We start from the raw sequence: 18,164 nt of genomic DNA on the forward strand, positions 1-18,164 counted from the left end.
AATTATGCCCAGGTTTTTCTGGGCGTTTTACTATTATTTTTACAAAAGATATCAATTACTCTTTTCAGACATCAACCTCAACCACGGATTATTCACCGGCACGTTATCGGCAAATAGCCGTTGCGACTCCGGCAACATAAGACCTTTCAGGTTACAGACTCTGTGTGGTGATTTGACTTCGAAGGCCCAGATATAAGTGTCTTCTTCATTACTTCGCTTCAGCATTCCTGATGCCTGTAATGCCCCCATTCATCCCCGACTCCGACCAAATCGATAGACATAGGCGCGCGGATTATTAACCTTGTCGTGGGCGGTGACATGAATTTTTAGCTATTCCATAAGGGACATAGTGCTACCACTAATGGGATGGACGACTGCTGGCATCACGGGCGGGTCGGATATGATTAATTCGGGGATGGGTGCGGCCTTAGTGATTTCCTAATGTTCAATGACCAGAGTGACACTAATATTAAGTAGCAAACTTAATGGATTGGAAGAGAGATGAGCGGCTCCCCCTATGGCAAGTGACTCTTGCTCTGCGGGTGGAGCCGTAAATTATGGATAGATTTCCCCGATGAGGCCCTGGTGAGGCGATATCAGCATTTGCAGGCAGAGCTGGAAAAACACCAATACCATTACAAGTTGTGTTGGTATTTTTTAGCTCCGTCACAATAACTATAAACACTTAACCGGATGGCGGGAACGGGTGAAAACCACTCTTGTAACACTTTAAGGAAAATGATATTACAAGAAGTTGTGATCAATTAATTTAATTGCAATTTGAACTATTAAAATAGGAAGGCATGTTCCGAAAATGAAGATAAACGTTACAGACAAACCAAACCCACAGGACGAAGAGTATGTTATTGATGGCCTATGGGCCCACAATGATAAAACTCAAAAGGTAGACATTCATCCGCTGTTCTTAACTGTGACCGATGATGATGGAAAAATTGTTGCAGGGTTAGTTGCCAGAACTTGGTGGGGCGGGCTTGAAATCCAATATCTTTGGGTGAGTGACGACTATCGTAAAAGTGGCTATGGCCGCCAATTAATGGAAAAAGCGGAAGAAGAAGCCTTGAAGCGTGGATGTCACATGGCTTATGTCGATACTTTCGATTTTCAGGCCAAAGGCTTTTATGAAAAATTAGGCTATCGTGTATATGGCAATTTAGGCGGGTATGCGAAAAAGCATACGCGACACTATCTGGCAAAAGAAATTTAACCCATTCTTCATCGGCGAGGTCGCCATGGATTTGCCCGATAAAAATAATGAAACTTATTTCAAGGGCCTTATTGCCATGATGGAGCACTTAAGTGAGCCATGGGGCATTAAAGATCTTAATTCCCGCCATATCTATATGAATAAGGCTGCCTTTCTCTACACCAATACACCCTTGGATTTTGAGGTTGAGGGGAAGATGGACCATGAATTTCCCGGAAATTGGACGGAATTTGCGCCTGACCTGATAGAGCATGACAAGCGGACAGAAGAAACGCAGGATCGGGTGACGGTAATAGAAACCCATTATTGGTATGGGAAAAACACCCTGACTCCGTTTATCAGCGAGAAACTACCTGTTTATAACGACAGAAAAGAAGTTATTGGTGTGATGTGGAATGCTAAACCATTTAATACATTATCCCCATTAAAATATATCAACCAACAAAAACCCAGTATTCTGACAACTGAAATTAATAACAGTATGTTCACTCGTGCTGAGCTTGACGTTATATTTTTAATGCTGCAAAGACTTTCCGTTAAAGAAATTGCGAAGATATATAATATCAGCACTAAAACGATAGAAAATAGAATATATACAATTTATCAAAAATCTGACGTCCACACGCTGCAACAGTTTGAGGAGTTTTGCAAATTTGCGCATTTGGATAATTACATTCCGGATCGCCTGGTGGCAAAAGGAATCCAATTTATCTAAACAACAAGCTATCTGAACAACAAGGTACAGCTCATCGTGATCAAAATTGAAGATTATCCATTAAGCAGGGTGCCACAGGATAAGAGAGTTTCTTTTTTAAGTGTTGCTATTGTTCATATGGGAATGCTGACCGCGCTGGATCAATTTATGCTCGGTGCCGTACTCGGTAATTCCATGACGCTGACCGATGCGTTTACCGCGATTCTCATCGGCAGCATTATATTTGGTGTGGTGACTTACGGTCTTGGTCTGGCGGGGATGCGTGAAGGGATCTCTGGCAGTTTGCTAGCCCGTTGGTGTGGTTTTGGCCGCTTGGGATCTGTACTGATTGGGATTGTAGTGGCAGTCAGTTTATTGGGTTGGTTTGGTATCCAAAATGCTATTTTTGCCAAATCACTTGATTTTGCTCTGGGCCATAAATTGGGGTTTGGATTAGCTGCGGCTTTATCGGGCAGCTTGCTAACTATCCTGGTTGCTTTTGGTTTTAAGGCATTGCGTATTGCGGCTCGAATTGCTGTACCGATGTTTATATTGCTGGTGGCCTATATCTCCATTAGCACATTATCTGGTCATAATCTGAATGAAATTATCCAGTTGATTCCACCGGGTGAATCCTTGTCTATCAGCGCGGGTATTACTATCGTGGTCGGCGGCGCTATTGTGGCCAGCCTGATGACACCTGATCTGACGCGCTACTCAAAAAACGGCAAACATGTCCTTGGTGTGACGATATTTACCATTGTCGCTGGCGAGTTTGTGGTCAATGGGTTGGCTATATTGATTGCTAAAACCCTTGGGACGGCGGATGTCGTGACGATAATGTCTCAAGCCGCGGGGGGCGCGGGTTTGCTGGTCGTAGTGTTCTCCACCTTAAGGGTCAATGACCTTAATTTGTACTCTTCTTCACTCGGTATTGTTAATGCAGTCGAGGGGCTAACGGGTAAAAAACTCAGATATATATCAACCACATTGGTTATTGGTGTGCTAGGCACCACACTATCAGTGTTGGGAATTCTCGACCGGTTTGTTGATTTCCTGACGGTGCTTGGCGTGGTATTCCCACCGATTATAGGCATCATGCTGGTGGATTATTATGTGCTGCGCTCCCATCGCAAAATTTTGGATAAAACCCGACAGGAAGGGACGTTACCTGATGAAAAACAAACACCTGTCATTGGCTGGGTGGCGATTATAGCCAGTATTATCGGCAGTATTGTTGGGCTGGTAACCGAGTGGGGCATCCCGACTATTAACTCACTGGTTGTTGCGAGCTTTATCTACTGGGCGTTCAAAGTGGCTGTCAGCCGTAATCGACAGTCAATTGAATCGGAAGAAACGGTTTAATAATTTTGTGAATAATACAAACACTCCCTCCTGGGGGAGTGTTATCAATCCCCATTCATCATGCTTCATTCATACACTTTTTCCCGCATACCTGGCATAGTTAACCCATTCAATAAGGCGACTCACTCATTCTGGATGGCGATGCATGGCAGCAGCAAATCACTGGATGCGGGATCAACTGTTAGTTGCTTTCACATTGTATAGTCAAATTCCCTTTGGCAAATTGCACTCCAGGAATCCTGATATTATTCATTACGCCGCATTAATTGGCAGAACGCCGTCGGCATTGGCGATGAAATTAGTTAATTTCGCTAGTCTTGATCCCTATATTATCGATTCTGGTCGCAAAGGGTTAAGCGGAGCTTCTAAGGCTGATCGTGCATTGTGGTTGGAGATGAATGAGAATACCGAAGGTTTTGAACGGCAATGTCAGCAGGTGATGAACCAGTTAGAAATACCCGTGACCAAGCTATTTGATAGTGGTATTAAAGATTTCAGTGGTAAAGAAAAGACTACTATTATTAAGGCGCGGGTTGGGCAGCAGTTATTTCGCAAAAACGTATTACATGTTTATGAGAACCGCTGCTGCATTACCGACTTAGAAGAACCTATATTATTAGTCGCCAGCCATATTCGCCCCTGGAGCCACGGTACAGAGCATCGGCTTAATCCAAGTAATGGCCTATGCTTGTCGAATTTACATGATCGAGCTTTTGATCAGGGATTAATAACCTTTAATGAGCATCTGGAAATGGTGTTATCTCCCCAGATCAAAAAACTTAAAAGTAGTATCAGTGAAGAGAATTTCGTTAAGTATGAAGGGCGAAAACTGCGGTTACCGGTACAGTTTTTTCCTGATGAGGGGCAGATGGCCTATCACCGTCAGAATATTTTCTTAAGCGGCAAATAGGCCATATTTGGAATACAGCCTATTACTTAAGCCAAATTTTTCTATTTCTTATTCCATTATTTCAACAAGAATGACTGGCCTTGTTTCAGCACTAAATCACAGGCTTTGGTTTTAATCTTTTCTGTAATTTGTTCGCTACCCAAGTCGTTCAGATTCAGGCTTTTCCCTTCACCGGTTTTCAGCAACCCACCGAGGCCTTCCTGGTAGTCTTGGCTCTTGGCATTTTCAGTGCTGGTGATCCCCAGTTTGCTCATCAATTGATCTTTAATTGCCGTAGTTCCGTTGGCAGAAAGCACATTATTTTGAACGCAATACTGCAAAATACCGGCCGCATTAGTCATGGTGCTGGCGCTCAGGGCTTTATCGCCACCATTGAGCAAACCGGTTAATGATGACAGTGAAGATGAGCTGTCACCTGATTTACTGTATTGATCTGCCGCGCTTTTTACTGAGTCTAATAAGCTATTTGCGCTAGCAGTACCGGCCAGTAATGTGCTGGAGAAAGCGAAAGCCAGCATCAGGCGATGAGTTGTATTCATAGAAACTCCTGTTTTACGGTGGGTATCACGGCACTGGGGCGTTATACCAGAATCATTATCTTCGGTGCTAAGAATAACTTAATGAATTCATTTTTATGATAGGTGTTATCTGATATCAGCCCGCTCAATCATCTTGAACTTTAAATTTGCCGTGTTGCTCGAACCAGCCAAATTGCTGTGCGGCATAAGCTGACATTTTGCTGCCACTGTGCCCCACACCCGGCAAAATTGTAAATTGCCAGTTAAATGGCACTTTATCGTGCCTGGCTTGTTGTTCAGCAGCCATAAAATAGGCTTTAGCGCGCTGTAAACGGCTATCTCCCTGAGCCAGGGCTTGAGGTGTGCGCCGCAGCAATGGGTGATTAGGATTATTATCTTTGCCGCCAACGGCGATAAGTACTGGTAAGGCAAAATAGTGGGCTAATTGTTGCTGGCTGACCGCGATCGGGGCGTTATCTAAACCATACGGCCACGGAATTTGGATATTTGGCATGGTCCACCAACCGGCTGCCGCGCAAATAGCCGCTTTAACTTTTGTTGCGGGCATCAAAGTCAGCATGCGGTGGACAAACTGGCAGCCGGCACTATTGCCGAACAAGTAATAGCTTTTTTGCCGGGTAATCCCTTGTTTTTGCATTTCTGTAAATAGACCGTCGATGACAGTAAATGCCCATTCTCCCTGCGGGTTCAGCTTTCCGGTCTGGGGATTGATTATGTTGCCCAGATTATAGCTATCACTGCCGGGATAATCTTGTTGGCTAAAATATGGGGCAATCACAATCAGTTTGTTTTTCCTGGCGTTTTCTACCCAGGCATCACGATATTTATCGGCATCGCGGCTCAATCCCGTCAGCACGAATACGATTGGTGTGAGAGCATTCGCCTCCGGCGGTAGATAACTGAAAACTTGAATTTTTTTAGCAGATTGCGGCACAGTAAAATGAAAACTTCCACTACCAGTAGGTAGCACAGCGGCATCGGTTGCCGGACAATTGAAGAGCAGGGTACTCAACAGCACTAAGATATTTTTCATGCAGAATATCCGCCAGGATGATTAAAAAATCATAGCGCAAATTGGGTGTCATATTCAGCGGGGGAAAAGAAAGGGCAGCGTGGGGGAACAACTGCCCATCTCGGTTAAGGCATCAGACCAATAAAGGTCGTTTTCTTGCGCGGGCCGGTCATCAAACCCTCTAGCGCTTCAACACACTTGAGGTAATGAGGTGTTTTCTTATGCGCCGCGACGGCGGCTTCATCAACATAGGCTTCATAGATATAAAAGCGTGTTGGGATCGATTCATCCTGCAAAACATCAAAGCGTAAATTTCCCGGCTCCAGGATAGATCCCTGATGATTAGCGCGGAAAACCTCAATAAATTGCTCAACTTTGTCTTCTTTTACATTAATTTCGACGAGGGTGACATGCATACCGTTCTCCTTATCACAGAAGGTCTCCTTGTCATAGCGGGTCAATCAACGGTCAGTTGACTCAGCCTTTTTCATGTAAAAACAGCTTATACGCCGTTTCTGCATTCTCATTTTTATGCACCACGGCATGAACCGCTTTCAACATGGCAATCGGGGCTTCTGATTGGAAGATATTGCGCCCCATATCCACCCCAGATGCGCCTTGATCAATGGCTTGATAACACATTTCCAGCGCATCCCTTTCAGGGAGTTTTTTACCGCCAGCAATGACGATAGGTACCGGGCAACCGGCAGCAATACGTTCAAAACCACTGTCGACATAATAGGTTTTGATCACCTGAGCGCCCATTTCCGCTGCGATACGGGTCGCCAGTGAGAAGTAACGCTGATCGCGCGCCATATCTTTGCCTACGCCAGTCACCGCCATAGTTGGCATACCGTAGCGAATACCCTGATCGACCAACTGGATGATGTTCTTGATGGACTGATGCTCGTGCTCAGTACCGATATAGACCTGGGCCGCGACGGCGCAGGAGTTGAGCCGCAGGGCATCTTCCATCGCGACCGCCACCGCCTCGTTGGATAAATCAGTCAGAATTGAGTTTGCCCCCGATGCGCGCAGTACCACCGGGCGATTGGCTGCAGCGGGCACGATGCTACGCAAAATACCACGGGTACACATTAAGACATCGGCATATTCAAACAGCGGGGCGATATTGATATCAATTCGCTCCAAACCGGTGGTCGGCCCCTGAAAATAGCCGTGGTCAAATGCCAGCATCACCGTGCGGTTGGTTTTCGGATTAAAAATCCGCGCCAGACGCGATTGCATCCCCCAATCCAGCGAACCGCAGCCTTTAAGTGTAAATGCAGGATTCTGCTGTGGTACGCCAATACCGAAATCTTTACCGTCTTTGATATCGTCTAAATCAGCCATCTGTCATAACTCCCTTAGGTCTGTTCAAGCCCGCCAGTGAGACGGGCCGCCGAGATTAGAAATCGTATTTATCGATGTTTTCTTTGGTGAAGATGACCCGCTGTGGCAGTAACACAATGCCGCTGCCTTTAGCTTCATGGTCATAGCCCTGAACACTGTTTGGCGCGACTTCGACCACGCCTATGTTCGGGATATCAATTTTATCGCCGACATTCAGGTCGCCTTTTTTCAGCATTTCATTGGCGACATAAACTGAGATCTTGCCTTGGTTAACCACATCCCACAGGCCGAACTCTTTGACCGTGCCGCGCTCAACATAGGGGCGCATCACATTCGGGGTGCTGAAACCGACGATAGCCACATTGTCGCGTTTGAGGTTTTCCGCTGCCTGTGCCGCAGCGGGCAGGGCGTTGGCATCAGGGGCAATAATCGCATCGAGATCGCTATAGGCTTTCAGGATACCTTCAGCGGTTTGCAGTGATTTAGTGGCGTCGTTATAACCAAATTGGGTGGTGACAATTTCCCAGCCGGGGTGCTCTTGCTGGATTTTTTTCTTCGCTTCATTCACCCATTGGTTCTGGTCGGTCACCGTCGGGCTGGAATAGAAGAACGCCACTTTGGCTTTATCTTTTTTCACCTGATTTGCTGCCATATCGACCAGCATTGACCCCAATTGATTCGGGGTTCCCTGGTTGATATACACCGAGCGACATTCGGGTTTGGTGTCAGAGTCCCACGTCAGAATTTTGACGCCCCGCTGCATAGCACGTTTCAGTGCCGGGCACAGGCCATCAGGCGAAACCGCAGAGACCACAATGGCGTTATAGCCCTGATTGACGAAGTTATTGATTAACTGCACCTGGCCGGAAACACTTGGCTCGGTCGGGCCATCATAGGTGACATCCACACCCAACTCTTTACCGGCATCGACGGCACCTTTGCCGCCACTGGTGAAGAAGCCAACCCCGACCAATTTGGGGATAAACGCGATGCGTTCCGCCGCTTGCACGGCATTGATAGAGCTAAAAGTGATACAGGCAAATCCGAGGGCACAAACCAGCGCCAGTTTTTTTAATCTTGGTGTTTTCATGGCTATCTCCGATATAGGTAGAGAGGTGTTGGCAATTTTTTATAAAAAAGAGCAGGTTAAACCACGGTATTTCTGCGACGTTGCAGCCATTCATAAATCAAATGCCGGTGCAGGCTGATGGAACGCCCGACTACCACCAGAATCAGTAAGGCACCAGACAGCGCGCTGGATATCTGGTTTGGTGTACCAATCATTTGCAGGCCTTGTTGCAAGTAACCCACCAGTAGAACTGCCAGAGCCGTACCGAGAATGGAGCCGGAGCCACCATAAATATTGGCCCCTCCCAATACCACGGCGGTGATAGCGGGCATCAGGAATGATGCTCCTAAGTCAGATCGTGCCGAGCCAAAGTAAGAAACCAGCAGGACAGCGGCAATGGCGGAGGCCATGCCGGTCAAGGCATACAAAAGGCATAAGGTGCGGGCGACGGGCAGGGCGCTGTATCGTGCCACTCGGCTGTTTTGCCCGATAAGAAAGACGTTACGGCCACTGTGGGTGCGGTGCATCAGCAACCAGAACAGCAACACGCAGACCATAAAGATCACCAGCGGCACCGGCAGACCGAAGAGGGTTTGGTTGGCAAAATCGGTAAAAGCGGTTGGGAAGCCACCAATCCCTTCATAACCGGTTGCGCCGGAAATGCCGGATAACAACAGCGCACTGCCACCAAACAGGTACATGGTGCCAAGCGTGATGACCAGCGGGTTGACGCCGGTATACAGAATTAGCCCGGCATTAATCAGCCCGCACAGCGCGCCAACCAGCAGGGTCAGCGGGATGGCGATGCTCATTGGTACGCCCGCCTGGAACATCACGCCAAGGAATATTGAGCACAACCCAATGGTGGAGCCAAATGAGATATCGATACCACCACTGACAATCACCATCGTTAACGGCAGAGCGACGATACCGATGCAGATAAAATCACTGGTGCTGAATAGCAGCACATTGATATCCAACATGCGTGAGTTGGATAAACCAAACAGCCCGATCTCTAGCACCAACAGTGCAGCCAGAGCCAGTTCCCATCCATAACGCTTATGAATATTCATCGCGCCACCTCTTTCTTAGTGAATGACTTGCCATTAGGCGCTTTGCTATCTGGTGTCTTTGACGGGGCGGCGGCGGATTTTTTATCACTCGCTACCGGACGAGTTGTAAAGCGAGCATATTTTTGCTGGCGGATATTGCGCTCGACGGCGCAACGCAGGCGGCCATCGAACACCAGTACACCCAGTAACACCAAACCGGCGATAAAATCATTCCACCATGCCGGTAGGCGCAGCAGCACCAGTACGCTGTCAATTTGTGTTAGTAAATAAGCCCCGAGGATCGCGCCGATAATGGTGCCGGTGCCGCCGAGCAAGCTGATCCCGCCGAGCACACAAGCGGCAATAGCTTTCATTTCCAGGCCGCTGCCGGTTTGATTGGGGATAAAACCAATTTGTGAGGCAAAGACTATCCCGGCCAGAGCCGCCATCACGCCATTCATGGAGAAAGCAAAAATACGAATGCTATCAGTGCGAATTCCCAATTGGCGTGCGCCCTGCAAGTTATCACCGGTGGCATAGAAGCTGCGGCCAAAGGCGGTTTTGCCCAGCAGCAAGGCCATGGCGACAATCAGCAACATAATCAGCCAGCCAATGGGCGAGATAGAAAACAGAATTGGCGTCGATAAACTTTTCAGATCCGCTGGTAACCCTTCGATCCATTTGCCGCCAGTCAGCAACAGCATCAGGCCGCGATACAACCCCAGCGTACCGAGCGTGGCGACAATTGCCGGAATGCGCAGCCAGGTCACCAGAATGCCATTAAAGAAGCCCGCCCCCATGCCAACCAATAGCGCAAACAGGCAGGATAGCGCCAGCCCGAAACCGGCATTGAGCGCCATGCCGACCGTCACCGCACATAAGCCGGTGATCGAACCAACAGAGACGTCAATATTGCGGGTTAGCATCACCATAGTGGCCCCGATCGCCAGCAGGATCAGGATCTGCGCGCTGCTAAAGATCATGGTGAAGGTTTGCAAATTGAAGTAATTACGGTCGATCACGCCGAGCAGGGCAAATAAGGCGAGGATCGCCAGCAGAGCGGTGCCTTCGCGATTGTTCTGAATGAATTTCAACATGATGCGCCCTCATTTTCAGCCGACTGACGTTCACCAAAAGCTGTCTGTTCACCAAAAGCCAAATGCATAATGGTGTCGACATTCATGGCACTGCCCTCCAGCGCGCCACTGATTTCCCCCTGGTGCATAACCAATACGCGATCCGCCATTTGCACCACTTCTTCCAGATCAGATGAGATAAAAATGATCGCCACATGCTGAGCCGCGATGCTGCGGATCAATTGATAAATATCGCTGCGGGCAGACACATCCACGCCACGAGTTGGTTCATCAATAATCAGTAGTAGCGGGTTAGCCTCCAGACACTTGGCAATCAGCAGCTTTTGTTGATTACCGCCGGATAAGGTGCGAACCGGCTGTTCGAGGTGACTAAATTTGATGTTTAACGCGCGGCGATAGCGCTCTAAAATGGCGGCTTCCTGTGCCGGATGAGTCCATATCCCCTGGTTACCTTGAGTGAGTGAACAGACATTCCAGCTCAATGGGGCGTCGAGATAGAGGCCGGAGGCCTGCCGGTCTTCTGGCAAATAAACCAGGCCGGTAGCCAGTCGATTGACGGTTTTCATCGTGGTGATGTCGCTCTCTTCCAACATGACTTTGCCCCCGCTGACGGGTCGCAAACCATAGAGCGTTTCGGCTAATTCTGTTCTGCCAGCGCCAACCACTCCCGCCAGGCCAAGAATTTCACCGGCGCGTACCTCAAAAGAGATATGAGCAAAACCTTCGCCACTCAGGTCGCACACTTGTATCACCGGTTGATTGGACTGCGCCCGGGCCTGAGAGCGGCGATTGCCCGGCAACTCTAGCCATAACTTCTGGGTATCCGTTAGCTCACTGTTTTTGGCTTGTGGGGTAATTGCCTGAATAATGGTGTCGGTTGAGAACTCTTGAGTGGCACCACTCAGCGCAATTCCACCATCGCGCATCACACTGACCCAATCGGCTAATTGGCGAATTTCAGGGAGTTTGTGGGAGATAAATACCACCCCAACCCCTTGTTGTAATAACATTTTTATTTGGCTGAATAAGCGATTAGTTTCCGCTGGTGTTAGCGAGGCGGTGGGTTCATCAAGAATCAAAATTCGCGAGTCACGCATCAGGCCGCGCATGATCTCGACTAATTGTTGGTCAGCGACATCCAGCGAACCAGCATTGACTGCCAAATCCAAGTGACAGCCTAAACTTTGCAGCAACTGCGCCATTTTCTTTTTGTCTGCTTGATGCTTTGGCAAGCGGAACAGAATATTTTCCTGAACCGACAAATTAGCAAATAGCATTGGCTCCTGCGGCACCAGATAAATACCTAGCTGGTGGGCTTTAGCTGGGGTGAGATTTAGACAAGGTTGCCCATCTATCTCAATGTTGCCGCTGTCGGGGGGAAGCACTCCGGCAATGATCTTCATGAGTGTTGATTTACCTGCCCCGTTGCCCCCCAATAGCGCATGAACCTGGCCCGGTTGCAGAGTAAAGTCGATACTTTTCAATACCACTACGCCGGAAAACTGTTTGCTGATACCACGTACCTGAAGCAGCGGTGGCGGGTTGGTGTGCGGCATCAGTGACCCCATCTAGTGAACAAAAATAATTTAAAATTAAAAGTGTTCAAAAAAGATAGCGTCATAATCCCATTAATGGCGTAATCAAGATCACAATTCTGTGAATAAAAAAATTTAAATTAAAATGTGTTCAAATATGTGGTTTAAGCTGTTAGCGTAGTTATCAATCAAGATTTAACATTCATGATGTACACATTTGAGTCGATAAGTGGTTTGCATCGATAAGCAGTGAGAAGAGAACAGCCGGTAATGATGAAAGAAAAACCAGTAACAAAAGAAAAACCTATGTCGTCCAACGATGAATACAAATATCCGGGTAATAGCATGAGTGAAGAGGAACTGCTCGCTCGCATTGCGTGGTTTTATTATCACGATGGCTTAACACAAGGGGATATTGGCGAACTGCTGGGGCTGACCAGATTGAAGGTCTCCAGATTGCTGGAGAAAGGCCGTCAGTCTGGGGTTATCCGGGTACAGATTAATTCGCGTTATGAGGGTTGTCTGGAACTGGAAAATGCGCTGCAACAGCATTTCGGCCTGAAGCATATCCGCATTTTACCTTCTTTGGCTGACCTTAGTATCAGCAGTCGGTTAGGGATTGGCGCGGCACATTTATTGATGGCATTGGTACAACCACAGCAGCTATTGGCGGTTGGCTTTGGTGAAACCACTATGTGCGCCTTGCAACATTTAAGTGGCTTTATTGCCTCGCAGCAGGTGCGCTTGGTGACTCTTTCCGGTGGTGTAGGTTCTTATATGACTGGGATTGGGCAGCTTGATGCGGCCTGTCAGGTCAGCATTATTCCTGCGCCGTTGCGTGCTTCCAGTGCCAAAGTTGCTGAAACATTCCGCCAGGAAAATAGTGTGCGCGATGTGATGCTGGCGGCGTGTGCGGCTGATGTTGCTGTCGTAGGGATTGGTTCGGTCAATCAACAAAAAGAAGCCACTATTTTGCGCTCTGGCTATATAAGCGAAGGTGAACAGCTGATGTTTAGCCGCAAAGGCGCGGTCGGCGATATCCTCGGTTACTTTATGCAGGCCGATGGCGCGCTCGCCGCAGATATGCAGATTCACCAGGAATTAATCGGTATTTCACTGGCAGATTTGACAAACATTCCTACGGTGATTGGTGTGGCGGGCGGGGTGGAGAAATCTGAAGCCATTGTAGCTGCGCTAAAAGGCCAGTATGTGAATGCTTTGGTAACTGATGAGTTGACCGCAAGATCAATCATCAAACTGATTTAATTGGCTATTTTACTTGCCAGCTTAGGCTTTCGCAGTGCTCACAAAATGCTGGCATTTTGAACGCTCTTTAGAGCGGCCCAGAGGGTGAGCGAAGCGAGTAAAATCCTCACGTACTACGTGTACGCTCCGGTTTTTCCGCGCTGGGCGCACCTAATCTGACGGCGACAATTACGCCAATAGTCAGATTGCTGACAAAGTCGATTGAAGGGGAAATGTTCCGTTGGGGTCGTAGTCGCGTAAGCGACCGAAGTGCCCCTAGGGACAGTCGCTCCTTCACGCACCAGGCTTGATGCTGGGTTTGCCATTAACCTCCAATAGTTTTTGTTTTTTCGAGAAAAGGCAGTAGAGGACAGGTTTATACACGAATTTATATAAAAACACATTGAAGCTGAGGATCGAACAATGAATCAACTCTCATCGGCTGAATATCTGATGGCTTTGGATGCAGGCACCGGCAGTGTCCGGGCGGTAATATTTGATCTTAATGGAAATCAGATAGCAGCCGGACAGGCTGAATGGCTACATTTGCCAGTACCTGATGTCCCTGGGTCGATGGAGTTTGATTTAACCACCAACTGGAAGCTGACCTGTCAATGCATCCGTCAGGCGTTGCATCAGGCCAACTTGCCCGCCAGTGCTATCCGCGCGGTTGCCGCCTGCTCAATGCGCGAAGGGATTGTGCTCTATGACCGCAGCGGTAAACCTATTTGGGCCTGTGCTAACGTGGATGCCCGAGCCAGCCGTGAAGTCAGTGAATTGAAAGAGTTGCACAATAATGGCTTTGAGCTTGAAGTCTATCAGTGCTCCGGTCAGACACTGGCTTTAAGTGCGATGCCTCGATTACTGTGGCTGGCGCATTACCGTCCTGATATTTATCGTCAGGCCGGGACACTCACCATGATAAGCGACTGGTTGGCGAATATGCTCAGTGGCGAGCTGGCGGTAGACCCCTCCAATGCGGGCACTACCGGAATGCTGGATTTAGTCACGCGCAACTGGCAGCCGAACTTGCTGGAAATGGCCGGGCTACGCGCTGATATCTTATCGCCAGTTAAAGAAACCGGTACTTTGCTCGGGCATGTCACGGCAGAGGCCGCACAAGAGTGTGGTTTGTTGGCTGGAACGCCAGTAGTGATGGGCGGCGGTGACGTACAACTCGGCTGCTTAGGATTAGGAGTGGTACAACCGGGGCAGACAGCGGTGCTGGGGGGCACTTTCTGGCAGCAGGTGGTTAACCTACCCAAACCGATTACTGATCCCAATATGAACACACGTATTAACCCTCACGTCATTTCTGGCATGGTGCAAGCAGAATCCATCAGCTTCTTTACCGGCCTGACCATGCGCTGGTTCCGTGATGCATTCTGTGCCGAAGAGAAATTACTCGCCCAGCGGTTAGGGATTGATACTTATAGTTTGCTGGAAGATATGGCGGCGCGGGTGCCTGCTGGTGCTTACGGAGTGATGCCTATTTTCTCTGATGTTATGCGCTTTAAATCCTGGTATCACGCCGCACCTTCCTTTATTAATCTGTCGCTCGACCCTGAAAAATGCAACAAAGCTACTTTATTCCGTGCTTTGGAAGAGAACGCAGCAATCGTTTCGGCCTGTAATTTGGCACAAATTGCGGAATTCTCCGGTGTCAAAGCCTCGTCAGTGGTATTTGCTGGCGGCGGTTCAAAAGGCAAACTATGGAGTCAGATTCTGGCAGATGTGACTGGTATTCCGGTTCGTGTACCGGTAGTGAAAGAGGCCACCGCTTTAGGCTGTGCGATTGCAGCAGGTGTCGGTGTTGGGCTATATGAAGCGCTTGATAAAACCGGAGAGCGGCTGGTGCGCTGGGAGCGAGAATACCAGCCCAATATTGAACATAAAGCGCTATATCAAGCGGCCAAAACCAACTGGCAAGCCGTGTATACCGATCAGTTGACGTTAGTAGACAGTGGGCTGACGACTTCTCTCTGGAAAGCCCCCGGCCTTTAAAATTGACTATCTTACTTGCCAGCTTGAGCTTCGGGGCAGTGCTCATCACCGTCACATACTGATGTATGCTCCGGTTCTTGCGCGCTGTCCGCACTCAATCCGCCTGCGCCGATAACGTCAATTTTCTCTGATTGACTATCTTACTTGCCATTTTGAACGTGAGCAGTGCTCGCCGCCGTCACGTACTACGTGTACGCTCCGTTGGCTGTGCGCTGGTCGCGTCCAAACTGCCTGCGCCGATGACGTCAATTGGTTATATTGTTTGATAAGCGCAGACAACCCCAATGTGAAACGGCGGGGAAACGTGCCGTTGGGGTCGTAGCGACGTAAGTCGCCGGAGCGCCCCTAGGTACGGTCAACCCGTCGCACACGATCAAATAAAGAATTGCCATGCAGTAAACGGCTGATATAGCATTACAGCCCCTCTTTCGTTGCCGATGATGGCGCATCCTATGATGAATACATCAAATAAGACAGAATCACCTGCCGGGCAACTTTCTGCTCCTGCTCGCGTCAGTGCCGTTAATTTACCGGCCTTACTGCGAGAGAAAGAGAATGTTAAACGCATTTTGGTCATCAAATTACGCCATTTCGGCGATGTTCTCCTCACCACGCCTTTACTCAACACATTAAAAGCCAACTATCCACAGGCCAAAATCGATGTGCTGCTGTATGGTGGAACGCAAGATATGCTGCGGGAGAACAAAACGGTTAATCATGCATTTATTGTCGACCGCGGCCTAAAACATGCGGGCTTAACAGCCCAAATCAGCGGCGAAAAAGCGTTGTTTAATGCATTGAAAGAGCACCATTATGATCTGATCCTCAATTTATCTGATCAATGGCGAGCTGCCGCTTACTGCCGTTTATTAAAACCGGGCTTTAGCATCGGCTTTCATTACCCAAAACGCGATACCTGGCTATGGCGCTACTGCCACTCCACCTTGGTCGATATTCCCAATGCCGCCGAACGGCACACGGTTCTCAATAACCTGGATATCCTCGCGCCGTTACAACTGACGAATATCAGCACTGACGTCAGCATGGCTTATGGCCCGTACGATATTGAGCGAGTAAAACAACTGTGCCAGCAACGTAATATTGCGGATTACATCCTGATTCAACCTTCTGCGCGCTGGAAGTTTAAAACCTGGGCCAGTGAATCATTCAGTCAATTGATAAACCACCTCACCGAACAAGGCGAAACAGTGCTGTTAACCGGCGGTAAAGACAACGCTGAACTGGACTATATCGCTGACATTATTGCTGGCTGCGCGCAACCCGAAAAAGTTGTCAATTTATCCGGCCTTTTGGCACTGCCGGAACTGGCGGTTTTGATAGATAACGCTAAGTTATTTATTGGTGTGGATTCCGTGGCAATGCATATGGCGGCTGCATTACAAACTCCCGCAGTGGTGCTATTTGGCCCCAGCAATCTTAACCAATGGCACCCATGGCAAGCCCCACACACCCTGTTATGGGCGGGTCATTACCGCACATTGCCACATCCTAACGAGATAGATACTGACACGACGGATCGCTATTTGAACGCTATCCCTGTCGATGATGTCATAGATGCCGTTGACGCCTGGCGCACTCAAAGCCAGTAGTATGCTAATAATGGGCTTGTGTCAGCCCATTTAGAGTCTTCCAACCAGCTTAAGCTGAGAGAATTATGATAACTCCATCGACTTCCACGCCGGGCATATCCCCGGCTAACCCGCGTGGTGAAATGCTCAACAGTATTGCGGCATTACTGTTAGGTATCGCTTTACCCACCTCCAACCCACTTATCAATATATCGCTGGTTTTAATTCTTATCAGCTTGATCATTAACCGTAAATCTCTGCCATTAAAACCTTTACTGACCAACCCATTAATCTATTTGCCCGCCGCTATGTTTGCACTGTTAGCGCTGTCATTATTGTTCCATCACAACAGCTATGGCCCGGAGATGGTGAGTAAGGATAAGAAATTTCTTTATGTACTGCCGTTGGCACTGTTCTTTATTAACCAACCACAGCGGGTGAAACTGTTTTGTCTGGGGTTCTTACTCGCCAATGCCGTGGCGTTGGTTGGGACTCTGGCTGTAGGGGTGCTACATATTCCCATTGGCCATGTGGATCCGACAAACCCAACCATCTTTAAACTGCAAATTACCCAAAACTTCTTTATGGCATTGGCGGCTATGTTATGGCTGATGCTCGCTGTCAAAAGTCAGGGCTGGAAACGCTGGGGATACGGTTTGCTGGTAGCAGCAGCCTGTTACAGCATCCTATTTTTGGTATTGGGCCGCACCGGGTATGTTGCTCTGGTTGTTGGCTTAGGGGTATGGCTATTTTTCTCGCTAGGCAGTCGCCAACGCTGGCTCCTGGTGCTGCTGGGAGCCATTGCATTTACGGCACTGCTGCTAATTCCCAATAAAGCGACTCAGCGGATCACTCAAGGTGTGGATGAGATTAAAGTCTGCATGGCGGCCTCTGCGGATAACGTCAATGATGCATGCTCAACGTCAATGGGGCAGCGTTCTGCCTTTGCCATCGAGGCGGTTCGATTAATTAAGGAAGCGCCTATTCTGGGCCACGGTGCTGGCGGCTTTTATTATGAGAACCCGGAAATCAACTACAAGATAAACAACCCACATAATCAATATTTGTTGGAAACTATCCAATCCGGTGTTGTTGGTTTGATTATCTTCCTGGCATGGATTGTCTGCTGTTACCGTGTTATTTGGCAACAGGCACCCGCGCTACGTAATGTCTTGCTGGCGGTATTGACCAGCTATATGGCGTGTAACTTCTTTAATTCATTCTTGCTGGATTCTTCTGAAGGTCATCTATTTATGATTTTTGTTGCCATTCTGGCGGGGTATTCTGCCGCCGGTACTCAGCAGAATACTGATAAACGCTTAACAGAATAGCGGTAAGTACGTGCATATAACTGGCTAAGTAACGGCTCCCAATTGGGGGCCGTTTTTCGGTATACCAATGTCGTTATCATACATCGGGTAATGATACTAAATACCCTGAAGTTAAAGAGATCACTTTAATAAAACTCTCAAGAT

17 protein-coding genes are annotated in these 18,164 nt (G+C 48.3%); 8 read left to right on the forward strand and 9 right to left on the reverse strand.

Going from position 1 to position 18,164, the window contains the following annotated elements:
* Positions 1–51: 51 nt before the first annotated feature.
* Positions 52–225, reverse strand: a complete 174-nt coding sequence (locus FTB31_RS01070) for a conjugal transfer nickase/helicase domain-containing protein (RefSeq protein ID WP_175631670.1) — start codon at positions 223–225, stop codon at positions 52–54.
* Between the two features lie 589 nt (positions 226–814).
* Between FTB31_RS01070 and FTB31_RS01075 the strand changes: the two genes are divergently transcribed.
* The 4 genes from FTB31_RS01075 to FTB31_RS01090 all read left to right on the forward strand — a co-directional run bounded on the left by FTB31_RS01075 (position 815) and on the right by FTB31_RS01090 (position 4,194).
* Complete coding sequence (locus tag FTB31_RS01075) at positions 815–1,225, forward strand: GNAT family N-acetyltransferase (RefSeq protein WP_005159173.1); 411 nt, start codon at positions 815–817, stop codon at positions 1,223–1,225.
* Positions 1,226–1,250: 25 nt separating this feature from the next.
* Positions 1,251–1,940, forward strand: coding sequence for a helix-turn-helix transcriptional regulator (locus FTB31_RS01080; RefSeq protein ID WP_026017973.1), 690 nt, complete (start codon positions 1,251–1,253; stop codon positions 1,938–1,940).
* A 36-nt stretch (positions 1,941–1,976) separates the two neighbouring features.
* A complete protein-coding gene (locus tag FTB31_RS01085; RefSeq protein ID WP_077174288.1) occupies positions 1,977–3,284 on the forward strand; it encodes a cytosine permease in 1,308 nt (435 codons plus the stop codon).
* A 145-nt stretch (positions 3,285–3,429) separates the two neighbouring features.
* Positions 3,430–4,194 (forward strand): HNH endonuclease, encoded by a 765-nt coding sequence (locus tag FTB31_RS01090; protein ID WP_077293390.1) that lies wholly within the window; start codon positions 3,430–3,432, stop codon positions 4,192–4,194.
* Positions 4,195–4,250: 56 nt separating this feature from the next.
* On the opposite strand, the gene FTB31_RS01095 is transcribed toward FTB31_RS01090, so the two are convergent.
* The 8 genes from FTB31_RS01095 to lsrA all read right to left on the reverse strand — a co-directional run bounded on the left by FTB31_RS01095 (position 4,251) and on the right by lsrA (position 11,872).
* On the reverse strand, positions 4,251–4,733 hold the full coding sequence (locus FTB31_RS01095) for a DUF2501 domain-containing protein (RefSeq protein ID WP_227731023.1): 483 nt from the start codon (positions 4,731–4,733) through the stop codon (positions 4,251–4,253).
* A 124-nt stretch (positions 4,734–4,857) separates the two neighbouring features.
* Positions 4,858–5,766: a hypothetical protein gene (locus FTB31_RS01100; RefSeq protein WP_227731024.1), complete on the reverse strand. Its 909-nt coding sequence runs from the start codon at positions 5,764–5,766 to the stop codon at positions 4,858–4,860.
* Between the two features lie 104 nt (positions 5,767–5,870).
* Positions 5,871–6,161 carry a (4S)-4-hydroxy-5-phosphonooxypentane-2,3-dione isomerase gene (gene lsrG / locus FTB31_RS01105; protein ID WP_227731026.1) on the reverse strand — a complete coding sequence of 97 codons (291 nt, stop codon included), beginning with the start codon at positions 6,159–6,161 and terminating at the stop codon, positions 5,871–5,873.
* 61 nt (positions 6,162–6,222) lie between these two features.
* Positions 6,223–7,098: a 3-hydroxy-5-phosphonooxypentane-2,4-dione thiolase gene (gene lsrF, locus FTB31_RS01110; protein ID WP_005175220.1), complete on the reverse strand. Its 876-nt coding sequence runs from the start codon at positions 7,096–7,098 to the stop codon at positions 6,223–6,225.
* 55 nt (positions 7,099–7,153) lie between these two features.
* Positions 7,154–8,188, reverse strand: a complete 1,035-nt coding sequence (gene lsrB, locus FTB31_RS01115) for an autoinducer 2 ABC transporter substrate-binding protein LsrB (protein ID WP_046051646.1) — start codon at positions 8,186–8,188, stop codon at positions 7,154–7,156.
* Between the two features lie 56 nt (positions 8,189–8,244).
* Complete coding sequence (lsrD, locus tag FTB31_RS01120; protein WP_272480972.1) at positions 8,245–9,234, reverse strand: autoinducer 2 ABC transporter permease LsrD; 990 nt, start codon at positions 9,232–9,234, stop codon at positions 8,245–8,247.
* Positions 9,235–9,236: 2 nt separating this feature from the next.
* Positions 9,237–10,316: an autoinducer 2 ABC transporter permease LsrC gene (gene lsrC / locus FTB31_RS01125; RefSeq protein WP_077174284.1), complete on the reverse strand. Its 1,080-nt coding sequence runs from the start codon at positions 10,314–10,316 to the stop codon at positions 9,237–9,239.
* On the reverse strand, positions 10,310–11,872 hold the full coding sequence (gene lsrA / locus FTB31_RS01130; protein WP_227731027.1) for an autoinducer 2 ABC transporter ATP-binding protein LsrA: 1,563 nt from the start codon (positions 11,870–11,872) through the stop codon (positions 10,310–10,312). Before lsrA ends, lsrC begins: the two co-directional genes overlap by 7 nt.
* 252 nt (positions 11,873–12,124) lie before the next feature.
* Here lsrA and lsrR point away from each other — a divergent pair, with 252 nt between their 5' ends.
* The 4 genes from lsrR to waaL-ps all read left to right on the forward strand — a co-directional run bounded on the left by lsrR (position 12,125) and on the right by waaL-ps (position 18,020).
* The gene (gene lsrR / locus FTB31_RS01135; protein WP_407084046.1) at positions 12,125–13,117 is read left to right on the forward strand and encodes a transcriptional regulator LsrR; all 993 of its coding nucleotides are present in this window, start codon (positions 12,125–12,127) and stop codon (positions 13,115–13,117) included.
* Positions 13,118–13,519: 402 nt separating this feature from the next.
* Positions 13,520–15,100 carry an autoinducer-2 kinase gene (gene lsrK, locus FTB31_RS01140; protein ID WP_175631668.1) on the forward strand — a complete coding sequence of 527 codons (1,581 nt, stop codon included), beginning with the start codon at positions 13,520–13,522 and terminating at the stop codon, positions 15,098–15,100.
* Between the two features lie 452 nt (positions 15,101–15,552).
* On the forward strand, positions 15,553–16,710 hold the full coding sequence (gene rfaQ, locus FTB31_RS01145; RefSeq protein ID WP_050075774.1) for a putative lipopolysaccharide heptosyltransferase III: 1,158 nt from the start codon (positions 15,553–15,555) through the stop codon (positions 16,708–16,710).
* Positions 16,711–16,775: 65 nt separating this feature from the next.
* The gene (gene waaL-ps, locus FTB31_RS01150; RefSeq protein ID WP_077293378.1) at positions 16,776–18,020 is read left to right on the forward strand and encodes an O-antigen polysaccharide ligase WaaL-ps; all 1,245 of its coding nucleotides are present in this window, start codon (positions 16,776–16,778) and stop codon (positions 18,018–18,020) included.
* Positions 18,021–18,164: the final 144 nt, after the last annotated feature.

Source organism: Yersinia proxima, from assembly GCF_902170785.1.
In the GTDB taxonomy this organism is placed as follows: Bacteria; Pseudomonadota; Gammaproteobacteria; order Enterobacterales; family Enterobacteriaceae; genus Yersinia; species Yersinia proxima.